The sequence below is a fragment of the Pseudoalteromonas sp. GW168-MNA-CIBAN-0100 genome (genome assembly GCF_040309225.1).
Classification (GTDB): domain Bacteria; phylum Pseudomonadota; class Gammaproteobacteria; order Enterobacterales; family Alteromonadaceae; genus Pseudoalteromonas; species Pseudoalteromonas arctica.
This window is the reverse complement of the sequence record NZ_JBEOOL010000014.1, coordinates 16,701-34,788: the sequence shown is the minus strand read 5'-3', so window position 1 is coordinate 34,788 and position 18,088 is coordinate 16,701. Positions and strand designations below refer to the sequence as shown.

The 18,088-nt window shown below is 39.5% G+C and carries 16 protein-coding genes; 9 read left to right on the top strand and 7 right to left on the bottom strand.

The genetic code is table 11. The annotated features are described in order from the left end of the window. Positions 1-54: 54 nt before the first annotated feature. Both lysA and lptM read right to left on the bottom strand, forming a co-directional pair. Positions 55-1,308 carry a diaminopimelate decarboxylase gene (gene lysA / locus AAEY62_RS10330; RefSeq protein ID WP_024589650.1) on the bottom strand — a complete coding sequence of 418 codons (1,254 nt, stop codon included), beginning with the start codon at positions 1,306-1,308 and terminating at the stop codon, positions 55-57. Next, positions 1,309-1,503, bottom strand: coding sequence for an LPS translocon maturation chaperone LptM (gene lptM / locus AAEY62_RS10325; RefSeq protein ID WP_024589651.1), 195 nt, complete (start codon positions 1,501-1,503; stop codon positions 1,309-1,311). A 341-nt stretch (positions 1,504-1,844) separates the two neighbouring features. Here lptM and cyaY point away from each other — a divergent pair, with 341 nt between their 5' ends. The 8 genes from cyaY (at position 1,845) to add (ending at position 11,614) form a co-directional block, all read left to right on the top strand. Then, positions 1,845-2,168 carry an iron donor protein CyaY gene (cyaY, locus tag AAEY62_RS10320; RefSeq protein WP_002960979.1) on the top strand — a complete coding sequence of 108 codons (324 nt, stop codon included), beginning with the start codon at positions 1,845-1,847 and terminating at the stop codon, positions 2,166-2,168. After that, on the top strand, positions 2,165-2,821 hold the full coding sequence (locus AAEY62_RS10315; protein WP_024589652.1) for an alpha/beta hydrolase: 657 nt from the start codon (positions 2,165-2,167) through the stop codon (positions 2,819-2,821). The genes cyaY and AAEY62_RS10315 overlap by 4 nt, the downstream gene beginning before the upstream one ends. A gap of 22 nt (positions 2,822-2,843) precedes the next feature. Beyond that, a complete protein-coding gene (locus tag AAEY62_RS10310; protein WP_024589653.1) occupies positions 2,844-3,821 on the top strand; it encodes a DUF2914 domain-containing protein in 978 nt (325 codons plus the stop codon). 35 nt (positions 3,822-3,856) lie between these two features. Beyond that, on the top strand, positions 3,857-4,795 hold the full coding sequence (gene hemC, locus AAEY62_RS10305) for a hydroxymethylbilane synthase (protein WP_010554568.1): 939 nt from the start codon (positions 3,857-3,859) through the stop codon (positions 4,793-4,795). Further along, positions 4,796-6,637: a uroporphyrinogen-III synthase gene (locus AAEY62_RS10300; RefSeq protein ID WP_024589654.1), complete on the top strand. Its 1,842-nt coding sequence runs from the start codon at positions 4,796-4,798 to the stop codon at positions 6,635-6,637. Beyond that, positions 6,634-7,743 carry a heme biosynthesis HemY N-terminal domain-containing protein gene (locus AAEY62_RS10295; RefSeq protein ID WP_350634910.1) on the top strand — a complete coding sequence of 370 codons (1,110 nt, stop codon included), beginning with the start codon at positions 6,634-6,636 and terminating at the stop codon, positions 7,741-7,743. Before AAEY62_RS10300 ends, AAEY62_RS10295 begins: the two co-directional genes overlap by 4 nt. A 51-nt stretch (positions 7,744-7,794) precedes the next feature. Then, positions 7,795-10,482 carry a CHASE domain-containing protein gene (locus tag AAEY62_RS10290; RefSeq protein WP_350634909.1) on the top strand — a complete coding sequence of 896 codons (2,688 nt, stop codon included), beginning with the start codon at positions 7,795-7,797 and terminating at the stop codon, positions 10,480-10,482. A 130-nt stretch (positions 10,483-10,612) separates the two neighbouring features. Then, positions 10,613-11,614: an adenosine deaminase gene (gene add / locus AAEY62_RS10285; RefSeq protein WP_007580566.1), complete on the top strand. Its 1,002-nt coding sequence runs from the start codon at positions 10,613-10,615 to the stop codon at positions 11,612-11,614. A 58-nt stretch (positions 11,615-11,672) separates the two neighbouring features. Here the strand turns inward: add and AAEY62_RS10280 are convergent, their stop codons facing one another. The 5 genes from AAEY62_RS10280 to AAEY62_RS10260 all read right to left on the bottom strand — a co-directional run bounded on the left by AAEY62_RS10280 (position 11,673) and on the right by AAEY62_RS10260 (position 16,991). Then, positions 11,673-12,083, bottom strand: a complete 411-nt coding sequence (locus AAEY62_RS10280; RefSeq protein WP_024589657.1) for a CBS domain-containing protein — start codon at positions 12,081-12,083, stop codon at positions 11,673-11,675. Positions 12,084-12,251: 168 nt separating this feature from the next. Then, a complete protein-coding gene (gene fre, locus AAEY62_RS10275) occupies positions 12,252-12,965 on the bottom strand; it encodes an NAD(P)H-flavin reductase (RefSeq protein WP_024589658.1) in 714 nt (237 codons plus the stop codon). Between the two features lie 109 nt (positions 12,966-13,074). Further along, positions 13,075-14,541 (bottom strand): 4-hydroxy-3-polyprenylbenzoate decarboxylase, encoded by a 1,467-nt coding sequence (gene ubiD, locus AAEY62_RS10270; RefSeq protein ID WP_024589659.1) that lies wholly within the window; start codon positions 14,539-14,541, stop codon positions 13,075-13,077. Positions 14,542-14,612: 71 nt separating this feature from the next. Then, positions 14,613-16,643, bottom strand: coding sequence for a methyl-accepting chemotaxis protein (locus AAEY62_RS10265; RefSeq protein ID WP_350634908.1), 2,031 nt, complete (start codon positions 16,641-16,643; stop codon positions 14,613-14,615). Between the two features lie 66 nt (positions 16,644-16,709). Next, the gene (locus AAEY62_RS10260) at positions 16,710-16,991 is read right to left on the bottom strand and encodes an MliC family protein (protein WP_024608268.1); all 282 of its coding nucleotides are present in this window, start codon (positions 16,989-16,991) and stop codon (positions 16,710-16,712) included. Positions 16,992-17,136: 145 nt separating this feature from the next. On the opposite strand from AAEY62_RS10260, the gene AAEY62_RS10255 reads away from it, so the two are divergent. Continuing rightward, a complete protein-coding gene (locus AAEY62_RS10255; protein ID WP_350634907.1) occupies positions 17,137-18,042 on the top strand; it encodes a DUF808 domain-containing protein in 906 nt (301 codons plus the stop codon). Positions 18,043-18,088 lie beyond the last annotated feature (46 nt).

Below are 18,088 nucleotides of genomic sequence, written 5' to 3'. Positions count from 1 at the left end.
TTCGGTTTTGCTCTGTGCTAATCATGCCACAGAGCAGCTAGTAGACAAAAACGTTTATGGTAAAACTTTCTCACCTTGATAAAGGCTTTCAATAGTTTCGCGTTCACGAATAAGATGATGCTGCTGACCATCTACCATTATTTCTGCAACACGCGGGCGCGAGTTGTAGTTTGAACTCATGGTAAAGCCATATGCACCAGCACTTCGTTGTGCGAGTAAGTCGCCTTGTTTAAGCGCTAGTTCACGATCTTTTCCTAAAAAGTCGCCGGTTTCGCACACCGGACCCACAATATCAAAGTTGTGAGTAGGTGTTTCGTCGTCGCGAACTGATACCGGAATGATTTTTTGCCACGCTTGATAAAGCGCAGGGCGAAGCATGTCGTTCATACCGGCATCTACAATGGCAAAAAATTTGTCTTGGTTTTGTTTAATAAATTCAACTTGAGTAACTAAAATACCTGCATTAGCTGCAATAGCGCGCCCTGGTTCAAAAATAAGTTCAAGGTGTTTGTAGTTAGCTAAGCGTTCGGTAACTTGCGCTGCATATTCACTTGGGTGCGGTGGTTGCTCGTTGTTATATGGCACGCCTAAACCGCCACCAATATCTAAGTGAGTTAGCTCAATACCGTTGGTTTTTAGCTCATCAATAAGCGCCATTAATTTATCAAGGGCTTCTAAAAAAGGTCTGACTTCAGTTAATTGAGAGCCAATATGGCAATCAACACCAATAATTTTTAAACCAGGTAAAGCCGCTGCTTGTTGATAAACACTTACAGCAGTTTGTATATCAATACCAAATTTATTCTCTTTTAAGCCGGTAGAAATATACGGATGTGTTTTTGCATCTATGTCGGGGTTTACGCGAATAGAAATAGGTGCTTCTAAGTTAAGCTCGCAAGCCACTTCAGAAATACGCTCAAGCTCAGAGGCTGATTCAACGTTAAAGCATTTAATCCCCAATTTTAATGCGTACGCTATTTCGTCTGCTGTTTTAGCCACGCCCGAAAAAACCACTTTAGAAGCATCGCCTCCCGCTTTAATTACACGTGCAAGTTCGCCTTTGGATACAATATCGAAACCCGATCCTAGGCGCGCTAATATATTAAGCACGGCTATATTTGAGTTTGCTTTAACGGCGTAACATACCAAGCTTTTATGATTTTTAGTGGCGTTAGCAAACGCTAAGTAATGGCGTTCAAATGTGGCGCGCGAGTACACATAACAAGGCGTACCGTATTGCTGCGCTATGCTTGCCACACTTACGTCTTCGGCAAATAATTGGTTGTTTTTGTAGTTAAAATAATCCATTTATTGCTCCTGACTTTGCGATGTTTTGGCTTGCTCAGCGGTAGTGGCTGGTTTAGCTGTATTTTGAGGTTGGTTTTGCTCTGTTTGTTGCTCTGGTAAATATAACGGACCGCTTTGTCCGCAGCCAGCTAAGGCGCTTAACAGTACAGTGCTTATTAATAGTTTTTTTAATTGTAAGGTATGTGTCGCTTTCATTAGATTAATACGGTTGCTGGCTTTATAATCGCAGAGTAACAGAATATCTAAAAAATGCAGCTATTCGCGGATGATTTTATTCCTGTTACACTAGGACTTGTTTATCTCTCGAGGTTGAATTTGCGCTGCCCGTTGGGTTCGTCCTAGGAACGATTTACTCTTTGTTGCTCGGTTTTAACTTAGTCCACTAGGTTACAAACCTCGCGCCGCGATTAAATCGTCCCTAGATAGAACAAATTTCAATCCTGAAAGGTTAACAGGCCCTAGCTGCACATTTTTAAAGCTAATTCAAAGCTAAAACGTACCCAATATTAGGCGGCTCGCCTGCAAAGGAAATAACAATGACTGAACACGAATATCACCAATTAGCCGAAGCTCTTATGTTCACTATTGAAGAGCAGGTTGATGATTGCGAAGCTGATTTAGATTACGAATCGGCACAAGGTATTTTAGAAATTATTTTTCCTGATAAAAGTAAAATAGTGATTAATAAGCAAGCACCTCTTCATCAAGTATGGGTTGCGACTAAGTTTAACGGACATCATTTTGAAATGCGTGATGGGTTATGGATTGATAACCGCTCTGGCGCTGAATTTTGGGCGTTTATAAATGAAGCCTCAACTCGCCAAGCAGGCCAAGAAGTTAAGTGGCAATCATCACTATGAGTTTAGAATTTGTAGAATATGCAGCCCAAAGTGAGCACAAAGCAACGGTTATTTGGTTACATGGTTTAGGTGACTCTGGGGATGGTTTTGCACCCGTAGCTCCGCAGCTTAATTTACCAAGTGAGCTTGGTATACGGTTTGTTTTTCCGCATGCGCCAGTACAACCGGTCACCATAAATGGTGGTATGGAAATGCGCTCTTGGTACGATATTAAATCTATAGAATTAGATAAGCGTGCCGATGAACAAGGCGTAAGGGATTCGGCTGCAAAGGTAGAAGAGTTAATTAATAAAGAAATTGCTAATGGCATACCTGCTAATAAAATTATTTTAGCTGGTTTTTCTCAAGGTGGTGTTGTGTCTCTGCATTTAGCACCGCGCTTTGAGCAAAAGCTTGGGGGTGTTATGGCGCTTTCTACTTATATGTGTGTGCCGCAAAAATTTACTGATGAAGCAAAGCATACTGATTTAAACGTATTTATGGCTCATGGTAGCCAAGATAACGTTGTACCGCATAGTGCGGGAAGAAGTGCGTTTGAAGTATTAACAGCACATAACATGGATGTAAGCTGGCAAGAATACCCAATGGCCCACCAAGTTTGCGCAGAAGAATTGCAAGCTATTCGCCAATGGTTAATTGCTCGTTTAAGCTAATTTTGGAACCGCTGAGGTCAATATGAGTCAAAAAATAGTTATTAAAGCAAATGTTAAACGCGAACTACAAGAGAGTGTACCAACGGTAAGCTACGAGTGGAATTGGCGTCGTATTGTGAGTATTGCTATGTTGGTATTAATGACCTCTGCAGCAGTTGTGTATGGCTTAACAACGTCAGCCAGTGCAGAGCAAGGTGAGCATCCAAATGAGCAGGAGCAATTTTTAAGCTTTAGTAGTAACGCTCAAAACCAGACAAGCGTTGAAGTAACGGATGTTGAGCCTCAATCATCAGTAAACAACACTCCTAACGAGCCCGCAGAGATAACGCAACCGAGCATTGAACCGTTATTATTTGCGCAGAATGAGGTTGAGCAAAGCATATCAATTAATGCACCTGATAAAGCGGATCTTGTAAATACTGATACAGTTTTATTAGCTAACAACGATATTGTGATTGATCAAAGTGAGAGTATTAATACAGAGTTAAACTCAAACCTTGATAATGATGTGCAAGAAGAAACCGCAGAAGCTCAAAACGTAGCTGAGCCAGCCAGTCAAAGCGACTTACTTTTAGATTTAGAAAGTGATGATGGTGCATTGAGTGGCACTGAAGGTTTTTCACCTACAGCACAAGTGGCAAGTGTGGCATTGGGGGCGCAAATAGATACAGGTAAAATTAGCCGTGCAGTACTTACTCGCAAAGTAAGTAAGCGTGAACCTACTAATGTGTTTGCTGCTGATATTAGATTAAGTCAGTTTGATGAAGGGCTTTCGTTTTTTAGTGAGATTAAAAACCTTCAAGGCCAGCAAGTTAAGCATGTTTGGTCGTTTGAAGGTGAAACTATGGCTGAAATTACACTTAATGTTACTTCGCCTCGCTACAGAACGTACTCAACAAAAAATATCATGGACACACAGACAGGCCATTGGCGTGTTGATGTAGTTGATGAGCAAGGCAATTTAATTGCCCAAAAAGAATTTAGAATTTTAGCTGACTAAAACTAGCTAAACGCAGTAATTAATTGGATACCCCTATGACAGAAAAAACAAAATTAGTACGCATCGCAACGCGCAAAAGCGCCTTAGCACTTTGGCAGGCCGAATTTGTAAAAGCAGAGCTTGAGCGTTTTCATGCAGATGTGCGCGTAGAATTAGTCCCAATGTCGACGCAAGGGGATATAATTTTAGATACGCCATTGGCTAAAATTGGCGGTAAAGGCTTATTTGTTAAAGAGCTAGAGCAAGCCATGTTAGATGGCCGAGCTGATATTGCCGTGCATTCTATGAAGGACGTGCCAGTAGAGTTCCCAGAAGGATTAGAGCTGTATACTATTTGTGAGCGTGAAGATCCGCGTGATGCGTTTGTATCAAACAATTTTGCAAATTTAAACGAGCTACCACAGGGCGCCATTGTGGGTACTTCGAGCTTACGCCGCCAGTGCCAAATTAAAGCACTTCGCCCTGATTTAGATATTCGTGATTTGCGCGGTAATGTAAATACGCGTTTAGGTAAATTAGATGATGGCCAATATGATGCTATTATTTTAGCGGCAGCGGGGCTTATTCGTTTAAAAATGAGTAAGCGTATTGCTGACTACATTGAGCCAGAAGTGTCATTACCGGCAAATGGTCAAGGTGCTGTAGGTATTGAATGTCGTATTGATGATGAAGTAACAAAAGCATTACTTGCACCACTTGAGCATACCCAAACACGTATTCGCGTAAATGCAGAGCGTTCGATGAACCGCTATTTAGAAGGTGGTTGCCAAGTTCCTATTGGTGCTTATGCATTAGTTGATGGCGAGCAAGTACATTTGCGTGGTTTAGTTGGTGCTGTTGATGGCAGCGAAATTTTACGTGACGAAGTAACAGGTCATGTAAATGACGCAGAAGAACTAGGTATTGAGCTTGCTAAAAAATTACTAGCTCAAGGCGCAGACAAAATATTAGCTGAAGTTTATAGAGACGCATAAATGACACATATTCTGATAACTCGGCCCGAAGGAAAAGGCGCAGCCCTTGCACAGCAACTTGAGCAAGCGGGTTATCAGGCGTCTTTATTTCCGGTATTAAAAATAACGCATTTAACACCCTCCAGCACTGAACTTAGTCCGCTGTTAAATGCAGATAAAATAATATTTATATCGCAAGATGCAGTCAGTGCACTTTCGCAATTAAAACCCGATATAAATACCAAGGCGCAGTTTTATGCGGTTGGACAACAAACAGCCGACATTATATATGAGCAATTTGGTGTGCGCGCAGCAGTACCAAAGCAGTATGATTCAGAAGGGTTACTTGCGCTCAAATCACTCGCCGAGGTTGATGGCAGTAATATAGTGTTAGTTAAGGGTCAAGGTGGCCGCCCTGAGTTAGCTAAAACGCTGAAAGAGCGCGGTGCTTTTTTAAATAATTGTGTTGTGTACAAACGTGAACCCACAGAGAGTATCACCCCCAACTGGACAGACCACTGGAAAAGCCAGAATGTACACGGTATAGTCATAACAAGTAATGCAGCAGTTGATGCTATATTTAAAAGCCTTACTGCACACCAACTACAATGGTTACAACAGTGCCGATTTTATGTTGCAAGCGAGCGGATAGCCGCTTATTTAAAGTTGCAACAGGTAAGTTCGGCTAATATACACATTGCAGCAGGGGCTAGCGATAATGCTATGTTTACCTGCATAAATCAGCAAGGTAGCAACATGAGCGAACAGTCAAAGCCAGTTACGGCAGAAAAAGCCACACCAACAATAGCTAACACGGCCTCAGCTAAATCAGCTAAGCAAGAGCCAGCAGCTACAAAAAATACGACAGAAAAAAACAAACAAAAGGTAAGTAAGGTTGCAGCACTTGCGCTTCTTATTTCGTTAATTGTGGCCTCTGGTGTTGGATACGAGTTTTATCAAAAATTAAATGCTGGTAAGGCGCGAAACCTAGCCGTTAATGAGTTAAGCGAGCAAAATAAGTTACTCGTTCAAGAGCTGCAAGCACTTAAATCGGCGCAATCTAATTTGCAGCAAGCGCTGTTTAATAGTGAGAAAAAAGTAGCCGCAACCCTAAGTGAAAGTGCAGCTCAAAATCAGCAAGAGCTAAAAGCAGCCCTGCAAAAAGCGCAGCAACAAGGCTCGTCTTTAAACCCACAAGAAGTAACCAGCTTACAGCGTATGGCTGAATTTAAACTATGGGCTGAAAAAGATTACCAAGGCACTAGTGCTGTTTTAAAGCGCTTAGATGCATTACTTAGCGAACACCCAGGAACAGTTGAAGTTCGCCAAGCTATTATGCAAGACATACAAACACTTGATAGCCTTAAACCTGTTGCAACAGAGGCTATTTATTTACAGCTAAACAGTGCACTTAATAGCGTTGATAATTTAGTTTTTAATGCGGTTAACTTGCCAGAAGAAGCGGCTGCAATAGATGAAAATGCTTTAAGTGATGACGTGAGTGATTGGCAGCAAAACCTGAGTAATAGCTGGAATAAAATTGTGGATAGCTTTATTACTATTCGCCAGCACGAAGGTGTTTCCATTGAGCCATTACTTACAGATCAAGAGCGCCATTTAATTAATCAACGAATCAAGCTTAATATAACTCAGGCACAAGATGCACTTATGAGTAAGCAGGCGAGTATTTTCTTTAGCGCCTTAAGTGAAGCAAAACGTTTAGTTGGTGAGTACTTTAAGCAAGACGATGATGCAACCAAAACGGTACTTAAAGCGTTGTCTAAACTCGAAAAAGAGCAGCTTAATTTTAATCCAAAAATAACCTTAAATAGTACACAAAAGGTTAAGGAGTGGGCGCAATGATAGGGCTAATTATTTTAATTGTAGCTATTGTTGTTGTACTAGCGGTTACTCCATTTGTGCTAGATGAGAAAGGTTATGTACTTATTTCATTTAACAATACGACGATAGAAGGCACGATAGTATCGTTTTGTATAATGGCAGTCATTACCGCTGTTGTTTTATATTTAACATATAAGCTAATCCGCTACTTATTATCGATTTATCATAATACTAAACATGGCTTTTTTGCACGTAGCCAAGAGCGCAAACAAGTAGCTATTGAGCAGGCTCTGTGGAGTGCTATTAATGATGATTACGAGCACGTAGAACAGGCTTTATCGGGTAATAGCGTACCAGATAAGTTTGAAGATATTCGCTTAGCATTACTTGCAAAAGCAGCGCTTGCTAATAATCAAACAGATAAAGCACTTGAGCGTTTATTTGAAATAAGCCCAGAGCATCAATTAAAAGTAGCAAAGCTATGGTTGGCAAGTGGCGACAGTAGCGCGATTGAGTCACAAATGCGTATTAGTGCAGAAGCTAAAAAAGTCACCGCACTTGAGTTAAAACTTTATGCAGAAGTATTAGTACAGCAACAACACTTTAGTGCGCTGGAAGACTTTTTGCCGCGTTTACTGCGCAAAAAAGCACTTACTGATGCACAGTGGACGCAGTTATTTAGTACCTACTTTAATGCGTTAGATGCAGACAAACTGAGCGAAAAATATAAACAGCTACCTAAAAAGCTGCAAGCTCATGCCCACACCGCATATTTAATGCAAATGGCGCAAGCAGGTCAATTGGCTGTTATTGAAAGTGACTTAATTAAAATGGTTAAGCACAATGAGCAACACTTAGAGCTTGCCAATATATTAAGTAAATCAACAGCAGCCGATGCGCCTAAGTTGCAAATAAACATACAAGAACGCCTTAAAAAGGATGATTCAAATAATTCACTATTACTTGCGCTGGCTTGCCTTGCTAATGCTAAAGGTGATTATGACTTAGCAGCTAGAATTTTTGATAAAGCACTGAATAGTGACAATAAAAAACAGTTCTCTGAACAAGCTGTTTTGAGTTATAAAAATAGTGCACAAGCAGAAAAGGCGCTCGTTTTATATCAATAAATGACTACACTATAACTACTTAGCATTTTTTGTAGTTCAGGAGCACAAGCATTGAGAAAGTTTTTAATATTAACCCTTAGCTTGGCTTGTGCTTACTTCTTTACTGGGTATTTTAGCAATTCACTTCTTTCTGTAGATGGCTATGCGGTCGCCTCTTGGCCGCCCTCAGGAATTGCTTTAGCGAGCTTTTTAATTTGGGGACGTAAGTCATTTATTGGCCTTATTCTTGGTGCTTTCTGTACTAACTTAATTCACCTTGATAACACCGTAGATATTCTTCATTTTAATGTGCTTTTACAAGCTATTTGCGTCACTTTAGCCTCTGTTTTACAGGCTTGGATTGGTCGTCAAATTATAGTAAATGTTATAAAGGCTCCGCTAGATTTATCTTCTTTAAAACACAGTGTTCAAAGCTTAATAGTAGCAGGACCAATATGCTGTGTTATTGCTGCAGGTGTGGGAACTAGCTTATTAGCATTGAATAATGTGATTCCGACCAATGCTATTTTTGATAACTTTATAGCATGGTGGATTGGCGACAGTATTGGTGTACTTATATTTACTCCACTCATGCTCGCAGCCTTTAATTACACGCAAGTACGCCACCGTATGTTGGTAATTTTACCTTCACTATTAATTTATATACTAATCAGCGTTAGTTTTTATGGCGCTGCCAGTGTTAAAAAAGAAAAAGACATTCAAAAGCAAGAAGCCAAAATACTTACTGTGCAAAATGCTATAAGCCAGAAGCTCGATGGTATTACTGCTCACTTAGGATTGTTAGCTACATTTTTTGCTAGTAGTAATGACGTGAACTTTAAAGAGTTTAAACAATTTACTTCAAAGCAGTTGGACTATAGCCAAGAAATTTTAGCATTTGAATGGATACCTTATGTAGCAGCAAATAAACTCGCAGATTTTGAGGCACATGAAAATACAGCCACAGGCAAACCTTTATATATAAAAGAAAAGTCACTTGATGGAGGTTGGCAACCTGCAGGTACTCGTAGTAATTACTTTCCTGTAAAATATGTATATCCCTTAAAAGATAATGAAGGTGTTTTAGGGTTTGATTTAGCTTCTAGTAAAGTAAGAGGTGCAGCGCTTAGCAAAGCGAAAGAGCTTAATGAACTTGCACTAAGTGAGCCAATTAACTTGGTCCAAAATACAGCTGAAGACGGTGTACTCTTTTTATATCCTGTTTTTGGAGAGTCGTCTACCGAAGATGATTTTCAAGGTTTTGTGGCAGCGATTGTCAGTCTGAAACGCTTATCGCAAACACTATTATTTGATCACAACAACTCAATTTCAGTCAGTTTTTTTGATACAACGATACCAGGGAAAAAGCAGGCAATTTATATTGCCGATACCGATAACTCGCAAACGCTGTTTAAAGAATATCAATTGTTGATTGGCAAACGCATGTGGCAGGTCGAGTTATATGAACCAATAGTTAGAACGTCTTGGTTAATGTATTGGCTTGCACAAATAGTAGGTATGTTGTTTGTGTGGTTACTGATTACATTTTTGATTTCAGTTACAGGTACAAACATACAAATTCGCGAACAAGTGGCTAAGCAAACGCATACATTACGCAAAGAAAAACAAAAAGCAGATGAAGCGAGTCATATTAAAGGGCAGTTTTTAGCAAACATGAGTCACGAAGTCCGCACCCCTATTAACGGTATAAAAGGGCTGCATTATTTAGCGCTGCAACAGAATGATTGGCAACAAGCAAGGAGTTACATTGAACAAGCAGATGGAGCACTGGGTGTTTTACTGCGGGTATTAAACGATGTGCTCGACTTTTCAAAAATGGAAGCAGGCAAGCTAGACTTAATGCAAGAGCCTATTAATGTAGCGAGTTTAGCGGATGAAATGCTTAATTTACTTCAGTTTGAAGCTGACATTAAATCAATAAAGTTAAGTCTCGATTTTGATAAAACATCAACTTTGGTCATTAATACCGATCCAATCCGCTTAAAACAAGTGCTGCTGAATCTGCTCAATAATGCGGTTAAATTTACAGGGGAAGGTGAGATCACTCTGAAAATTTGGCAGTCGAAAAAAATGACTTACTTTAGTATTAACGATACGGGTATTGGTATTAGTAGTGAAGCACAAAAACAATTGTTTAAACCGTTTGCGCAAGCCGATAGCTCAACCTCACGTCAATATGGTGGTACAGGCTTAGGGTTAAGTATTTGCAGAAAGCTGGTTGAGTTAATGGGTGGTGCAATTGATTTAGTCAGTTATGAAGGCAAAGGTTCTACATTTACATTTAGTTTGCCGCTTATATCGCCTTTACCAAAGGCAGAGCAAATTCAGCAGCAATACGACGAAATAGATGTAAGTACCTTATCATTCGCAAACTATAAGTTGCTTCTAGTAGAAGATAACCCACTTAACCAGCATGTTGCCAGTGCCATTTTAAAAACAAAAGAGTGTATTGCCGATATTGCTAATGATGGTTTTGAAGCCATAGAAAAGCTAACCGAAAATAGCTACGACATTGTTCTTATGGATATTCAGATGCCAAAAATGGATGGACTCCAAGCAACAAAAGTAATTCGTTGTGATTTAGGGTTAATTGATTTACCCATAATAGGGCTATCGGCGAACGCTCATGACGATGACGTTAAAAAGGCATTAGCCTCTGGAATGAATAGTTATATTACCAAACCTATTGATGCAAATACGCTTTTTAAAACTCTTTGGCATTATTTATCAAATAAATAAATAAGTAACGTTATTTTTTGCACAAAAAGCAGACATATGACCGCTTAAACTTAACGCAAACCATATAGACTTGAAAAATAACTATATCTGCGTATCATGCGCGCAAATTTAACTAAACTGGGTTGCTATTATGATCAATAGAAAATTACCTTTGCTAGATATTCACCGTCATTTAGATGGTAATGTACGTGCGCAAACCATATTAGAACTTGGTCGTCAGTTTAATATAGAGTTACCTGCAGATAACGTTGAGGCATTAATTCCTCATGTTCAAGTTATTGACCCTGAGCCAAACCTTATGGCTTTTTTACAAAAGTTAGATTGGGGTGTCACTGTACTTGGCGACTACGATGCGTGTAGACGCATAGCGATTGAAAACATTGAAGATGCACAAGCACAAGGCCTTGATTATGTAGAGCTTCGATTTAGCCCTTACTACATGGCACAAAGCCAAGGTTTACACCCAGAAGGGGTTGTAGAGGCGGTTGTTGATGGTATTAAATCAGCAACAAAGGGTGCAAATATAAAAGCTAACTTGATTGGTATTTTATCGCGCACTTATGGCGTAAAAACATGTCAAAAAGAGCTTGATGCATTACTCGCATTTAAAAATGATTTAGTCGCTGTTGATTTAGCCGGTGACGAAATTGGCTTTCCTGGTGAGTTGTTTGTAGAGCACTTTAAACAAGTACGAAATGCTTATTTAGCTTCGACTATTCATGCTGGAGAGGCACTCGGTGCTCCAAGTATTTGGCAAGCAATTAATGAGCTAGGTGCAAGCCGAATAGGGCATGGCGTTAAAGCTATTGAAGATCCAAAACTAATGGATTACTTACGCGATAACCGTATTGGTATTGAGTCGTGCTTAACAAGTAATATTCAAACCAGTACAGTAAACGATTTAGCTAAGCACCCACTTAAACAGTTTTTAGATCACGGTATTTTAGCGTGTATTAATACTGATGACCCTGCGGTTGAAGGCATTGAAATTGAGTACGAATATACCGTTGCAGCACCTAAAGCGGGCTTATCTCAAGCTGATATGGAAAAAGCCCAAAAAAATGCATTAGAAATAGCATTTTTAAGCGATGGCGATAAAAAAGAGCTTTCAGCAATCGTTAGCGCACGTTAACTCTATTTAATACACATTAAAAATGCCGCTTTATAAGCGGCATTTTGTTATCTGCAATTTAGTGTGTTTGGCAGCTTATGTAATTATCGTAAAGTGCTTTAAGTACATCTGCTCGGCTGATCATGCCTATTACTTTAGCACCCTCTACAACAGGGTAGTTTTTTGGTTTACCAGGCTGCATCTGCTGTGCAAGCTCAATAATGTTGGTATCGCCGCTAACGGTCACTACCTTTGTTTGCATAAGTTGCGATACTTTAACCATCCCATCACAAAAATAACTGCTTTGCGTAAGTGGTTTTAATAGTTCTTGCTCAGATATAAATCCGACTAGGCATTTATCTTTATCAAATACTGGTGCGCCAAGTAGTTTAAATTTTTGTAGTTCTGCTATGGCTGTCGTCATTTCTGTATCTGGTGTGATATTTGGCAACTTGCGTTGCATAAAATCTTTTACTTTTGTATTTAGCATTTGGGTCTCTCCCGCTGATGTTCTATACAAAGTATGGTTTATAGATAGGGATTTAGGAAATTGTTTATGTTGATGAGATTGATAGGTTTTAACTATTAAGTATTTGTTGTTATATAAAATAAAAGCACCGATTAGGTGCCTTTATTCATAACTGAAAGTTAATTTCAATTATTTGATAAATGCGAATGCATCGGCGTACATGTTTTCACGAATTGCACCATGAGTAATAAAGTCATCACGGACAATACCTATCATGTCAAAACGACCGGCCATGTAAATATCGTATGGTTCAAGTGATACAATATCTTGCATTACCGCTTTATGTACATAGCCAGTGTGACCTTGCCAATTAGCAGATGGGTTTTCTACCACAGGGATAAACTCAAAGTTTTTGTGGCTATCGGCCCATGTTTGCATTTCTGTATGTGCGTATAAAGCAGATTCTTCTTTTACACCCCAGTAAAATAATACAGGACGGTCGCACTTAATTTCAGCTAAGTGATCAGCCATTGATTTTGCGTATGAAAAACCAGTGCCACCGGCAAGTAAAATAATAGGACGCTCACATTGCAGGCGCAACTGTGAAATACCCAAGCCAGCTTCAATGTCTACTAACTGCCCAGTGGTATGGGCGTTTCGTAAATGTTCCAGCGATTGCATTGCATACGAATCGGCACCTGACGCGCCAATATGCAGTTCTATTGCATCGCACTGTGAAGGGCGACTAGCTATAGAAAAAGCACGTTTGTCTTTTTCGCCCAATACGAGTTGCATGTATTGGCCAGCTTCAAAGGTCACAGGTTGTTGTGGCTTTAAAATTACTTTGTGAACAAATTCTGTAAGTGGGCTGATAGCTACAACTTCAGCTTTTAATGTTTGCATTTTTTACCTTTTAGCAGCGCTTTAAACAGCAGATACGCAATCGAATGACTCGATTCTAGCATATCTGCAGGGTTATTTTATAGCCTGTTATGTACTTACATATAAACACTTAAAGAATATTTAGGCTTTCCCAAATATCATCTACGCGGTCTTTGGTGTCTTTATCCATAACAATAGGCTCGCCCCATTCGCGGGTGGTTTCGCCAGGCCATTTATTGGTGGCATCCATTCCCATTTTTGAACCAAGGCCAGAGACTGGCGATGCAAAATCGAGATAATCAATAGGTGTGTTTTCTATTAATGTTGTATCGCGAGCAGGATCCATTCGGGTTGTTATAGCCCAAATAACATCTTCCCAATCACGGGCATTAATATCGTCATCGCACACAATTACAAACTTGGTATACATAAACTGACGTAAGAACGACCAAACTCCCATCATCACGCGCTTAGCATGACCAGGATATTGTTTTTTCATTGTTACAATCGCCATACGGTATGAGCACCCTTCAGGCGGAAGGTAAAAGTCGACTATTTCAGGAAACTGCTTTTGTAATATAGGCACAAACACTTCATTAAGTGCTACACCTAAAATCGCAGGCTCATCAGGCGGTCGGCCAGTAAATGTGCTGTGATAAATAGGATCTTTACGATGCGTTAAGTGAGTCACAGTCATAACTGGAAAGTCATCTACTTCATTATAGTAACCGGTGTGGTCACCATAAGGGCCTTCAGGTGCGATTTCACCTGGCATAATGTAACCTTCAAGTACTATTTCTGCACTGGCAGGGACTTGCAAGTCATTGGAAATAGATTTTACAACTTCGGTTCTGCTACCACGTAATAAACCAGCAAATGCATATTCGCTTAATGTGTCGGGTACAGGCGTTACTGCACCTAATATAGTAGCTGGATCGGCACCTAGTGCTACCGAGACAGGGTAAGGCTGCCCTGGGTTTTCTTTACACCATTCTTGAAAATCAAGCGCGCCACCACGATGCGACAACCAACGCATAATTATTTTATTTTTGCCTAATAATTGCTGGCGATAAATACCTAAATTTTGGCGCTTTTTATAAGGCCCTTTAGTAACTGTAAGGCCCCAAGTAATTAATGGCGCTGCATCACCTGGCCAGCAATGCTGAATAGGTAATTTAGTTAAGTCTACGTCATCACCTTCTAAAACCACTTGTTGGCAAGGTGCTTTTTTAACTTCTTTTGCAGGCATATTAAGCACTTGCTTAAAAATAGGTATAGCGCCTAAAGCTTCTTTAATACCCTTTGGTGGATCAGGTTCTTTTAAAAAAGCGAGTAGCTTACCCACTTCGCGCAGCTCGCTAACGTCTGTTTGGCCCATGCCCATTGCTACGCGTTTTGGTGTACCAAATAAGTTGGTAAGCACCGGCATATCGTAGCCTTTTGGATTTTCGAATAATAACGCAGGACCTTTAGCACGCAATGTGCGATCAGATATTTCGGTCATTTCAAGATACGGGTCGATTTCTTGGGTGATACGTTTAAGTTCGCCTTTTTTTTCAAGCAAATCGATAAAATCACGTAGATCTTTATATTTCATTGTGGGCCGCTATTAAGCAAAAGAGTTGAAGTATTATACCCATTTCATGCAAGCCAAGTCATTACTTGCACTTAAAACTTAAAGCGCTCAACGGCACTTGTTAAGGAGTGTGCAAGTTGATTTACGTCTTCACTTTCGCTTGCTAGGGTTGTTGCGTTTTTGGCATTCAAGGTTGCTTGCTCTGTCACCTTGGCCATTATTTGTTGAATGTCGCTACTGTTAGTCAATTGCTCATGTGATGCATGAGCAATTTGCTCACTCATCTGATTAACAGACAACAATGTGCTTTTAATACGCTCTACGGCTTTATTTAGTTCAGTGCTGTTTTTGACACATTGCTTGGCTTGGTGTTGGCCATCGGTAATGTGTTCTTGAGTTGTTTTAGTGTGTTGTTGCAATGTTTGGATCATGGTGTTTATTTCGCTAGTCGAGGTCTGTGTACGTGCAGCTAATGATCGAACCTCATCAGCAACTACAGCAAACCCGCGTCCGTTTTCACCCGCTCGCGCTGCTTCAATTGCAGCATTGAGTGCCAATAAGTTGGTCTGCTCGGCAATGCTGCTAATTGTTTCAACAATGGCTTCAATAAGCTGAGTGTGTTGGGCTAGTTCCTCAGTGCTGCCTACTGCTTTATCAAGGCGCTGTAATAAAGTTTCTATACTTAGACTATTTTGATTAGCAATCTTGTTTACGTCATTGGCAAATTGCGATGCATTGGTTATTTCACTTGATGTTTTATCTGCTTGTTCATAAACCGCTTGTGAGTTGGTTAGCATATTTTGTGCAAGCGATGTTGCCTGCGCGCTTCGCTCCAACTGCTGTTGTGCAACAACCGTCATTTGCTGACCTTTTTCACTGGTTTTAATAGCGCTGCGGTCTAGTTCATGGGCGTCACTACTAATTGCGCCAATTAACTGGGTAAGGTCTTCACTGAGTTTATTTATGTTATTTAGCAAAGTACCAAATTCATCTTTACTGCGCGGATGGCTTCGCTTTGATAAATCACCTGAGGCGATTCGGGCTAAATCGCGGTTTACTTTTTTAAGCGGTTTTAGCATTGCGCGAGTTGTAAAAATAGAGATAGCGATAATCAATATAATTAAAACAAGCGTAATAATTACTACAGAACTAATCCCAGTATTTATGGCGGCCTTTGCATTAGTTTGTAATGCATTAAAGCGCTTATCAGCCAATTTATTAAGTTCAATAAGCTGACTTTCTGTTGTTATAAATTGCTGTTGAAAGTGTTCAAAATTTTGAGCCGCAGCAATAGCACTTTTGAGTACTTTATTTTGTTGGGCATAAATTCCTGTATTGTTGTTAAGTAACTCTCTTAATTGATTAAATTTAGCCGTTAAATTTTTAGCGTTAAACGCATTATTAAAAGGTAGCGCTTGTTGCTCTAAATAGGTGAAATTAGGTTGGATGTTATCTAGTAGAAATAGAGTATCTTGCTGATGACTATTTAAATCATTGATACTTGTAGTTTGAGTAATGCTTTTTATATTATTGCTTAAGTTAAACAATAAATCATCTATACGGGTCGCTGTTCCAAACATAGCATTAAGTAGCGCCTGCTGTTTTGCAGGCACTTCTAAAAGTTCTATATCAAGTAAGTTAGAACTTAAATTGTAAAGTTGCTCGTTAAACGTTGCTGATAATTCTATGGTGGAATTTTGCGCTAAAAACTTACTCTCTTTAGCGCTAAACATTGCGACACTTACTTTAGTCAGTTGCTCAAAGCCTTCGTTGGTACTGGCGAGTAAATTTTGCATTGTTATTTGTTGATTTAGTTGAGTGCTTAACGAATTGAGCATATCGCTAAATTGTTGTTGCTCAGCTTGCGACTGTTTTTTATTTTGTTGAAGTAAATCAAGGTTTGCTTGGCTGTAAGCTAAGGCGTTAAATTTGGTAATAGACAGTAGTGATAGCCTTAAATCTTTACTGAACTGTTGTACAGGAACCGCTAATTTTTCTGTTCGGGTATTGTTAACGCTAATTTTGTTTAATGACCAATAAAAAAACACACTACTTGTTAGCACCAATAAACCAATGGCTGTAAAAGCTAAAATTATTTTATGTTTGATCGCAATTGAACGCATAACTTCATCACAATAATGGGTCTTTAATTATTGTAGCATTGCTGTAATTTATTGGTTAGTTTTGTGTTAAACCTTGATGCACTGTCTTTTTTTACCAGCAATGATTAGCATGGCTTCATTTCCCTTACCCCAAAACAGTACCTCTTCACTTATATATTTATTCCCTGATGCACTTTTTTCGTGATTAAGTACATGCACTTTATTGTTAAAGATAAGTTCGGCTTCAGAATTATTAATGATATTGAGTTTTACGCTCTCATCATCGCATTTGTAAGCAGTACTGGTTTGTAAATCACTACATGCGGTTAAGCTTAGTAAAATAGCGATTAATGCTAAATATACTTTCATTTTTCCTCCCATCTTCTTTAAAAGTTAGTTAAAACACAGGGCAAAATTTTAATCTAATGTAAGAATAACAAAGCAAAATTAACCGTTGGTGAAAGTAGCGCTTTACGTTATGTTTATAGCAATATTTTTTGAGCTCGGAAGCTTTATGGCAGGCACTAACCTTTTAACGTTATTAGACGATATAACCACTTTACTTGATGACATTGCGACAATGAGTAAGGTAGCAACAAAAAAAACAGCGGGTGTATTAGGCGATGACTTAGCGCTCAATGCACAGCAGGTTACAGGTGTTGCAGCAGAGCGTGAATTACCGGTTGTTTGGGCTGTGGCAAAGGGCTCATTTTTAAATAAAGCGATACTCGTACCCGCTGCTTTATTAATAAGCGTATGGCTGCCTTGGTTAATAACACCGCTTTTAATGATGGGTGGTTTGTTTTTGTGTTTTGAGGGAGCTGAAAAAGTATTTGCTAAGTTTTTGCCTCATCACAATGAAGTGGTAGATGAAGATGAAAAATTAGATTTAGTTGAGTATGAAAAACAAAAAATAAAAGGGGCAATAAGAACCGACTTTATTCTTTCTGCCGAAATTATTGTTATTACTTTAGGCACTGTGGCAGGCGCTACATTACTTAACCAAGCTTTAGTGCTTTGTGTTATCGCAATTATAATGACGATTGGCGTTTATGGCTTAGTGGCCGGTATTGTAAAGCTGGATGATGCAGGACTTTATTTACTCAACCAATCTAAAGTGTCAGCTAATAAATTTAAAGAGTTACTCGGAAAAGGCTTGCTCGCAGCAGCGCCTAGGTTGATGCAGTTTTTAGCATTTGCGGGCACCATCGCGATGTTTTTAGTAGGTGGCGGGATTTTAGTACATGGTGTTGAGTTACTGCATCATACTCAAGTCGATGTAACAAACTATGCCCAATCTGTTGCTGGCGGTACAGGAGAAGTATTAGCGCCTCTATTGTTTGATGGTTTGCTAGGCGTGATTGCTGGCTTAGTTGTTGTGCTTATACATGTAGGTTATACAAAGTTATTTAAAAAATAGCAGACACATTGAGTTATCATTTTCGTTACATTTTATAAGACTTTAT

Excerpts from the sequence above, each read along its gene's own strand:
- add (WP_007580566.1), top strand. The coding sequence starts at position 10,613 with ATGATCAATAGAAAATTACCTTTGCTAGATATTCACCGTCATTTAGAT.
- lptM (WP_024589651.1), bottom strand. The coding sequence starts at position 1,503 with ATGAAAGCGACACATACCTTACAATTAAAAAAACTATTAATAAGCACT.
- AAEY62_RS10300 (WP_024589654.1), top strand. The coding sequence starts at position 4,796 with ATGACACATATTCTGATAACTCGGCCCGAAGGAAAAGGCGCAGCCCTT.
- AAEY62_RS10295 (WP_350634910.1), top strand. The coding sequence starts at position 6,634 with ATGATAGGGCTAATTATTTTAATTGTAGCTATTGTTGTTGTACTAGCG.
- AAEY62_RS10310 (WP_024589653.1), top strand. The coding sequence starts at position 2,844 with ATGAGTCAAAAAATAGTTATTAAAGCAAATGTTAAACGCGAACTACAA.
- lysA (WP_024589650.1), bottom strand. The coding sequence starts at position 1,308 with ATGGATTATTTTAACTACAAAAACAACCAATTATTTGCCGAAGACGTA.
- cyaY (WP_002960979.1), top strand. The coding sequence starts at position 1,845 with ATGACTGAACACGAATATCACCAATTAGCCGAAGCTCTTATGTTCACT.
- ubiD (WP_024589659.1), bottom strand. The coding sequence starts at position 14,541 with ATGAAATATAAAGATCTACGTGATTTTATCGATTTGCTTGAAAAAAAA.
- AAEY62_RS10260 (WP_024608268.1), bottom strand. The coding sequence starts at position 16,991 with ATGAAAGTATATTTAGCATTAATCGCTATTTTACTAAGCTTAACCGCA.
- AAEY62_RS10255 (WP_350634907.1), top strand. The coding sequence starts at position 17,137 with ATGGCAGGCACTAACCTTTTAACGTTATTAGACGATATAACCACTTTA.
- AAEY62_RS10265 (WP_350634908.1), bottom strand. The coding sequence starts at position 16,643 with ATGCGTTCAATTGCGATCAAACATAAAATAATTTTAGCTTTTACAGCC.
- fre (WP_024589658.1), bottom strand. The coding sequence starts at position 12,965 with ATGCAAACATTAAAAGCTGAAGTTGTAGCTATCAGCCCACTTACAGAA.
- hemC (WP_010554568.1), top strand. The coding sequence starts at position 3,857 with ATGACAGAAAAAACAAAATTAGTACGCATCGCAACGCGCAAAAGCGCC.
- AAEY62_RS10280 (WP_024589657.1), bottom strand. The coding sequence starts at position 12,083 with ATGCTAAATACAAAAGTAAAAGATTTTATGCAACGCAAGTTGCCAAAT.
- AAEY62_RS10315 (WP_024589652.1), top strand. The coding sequence starts at position 2,165 with ATGAGTTTAGAATTTGTAGAATATGCAGCCCAAAGTGAGCACAAAGCA.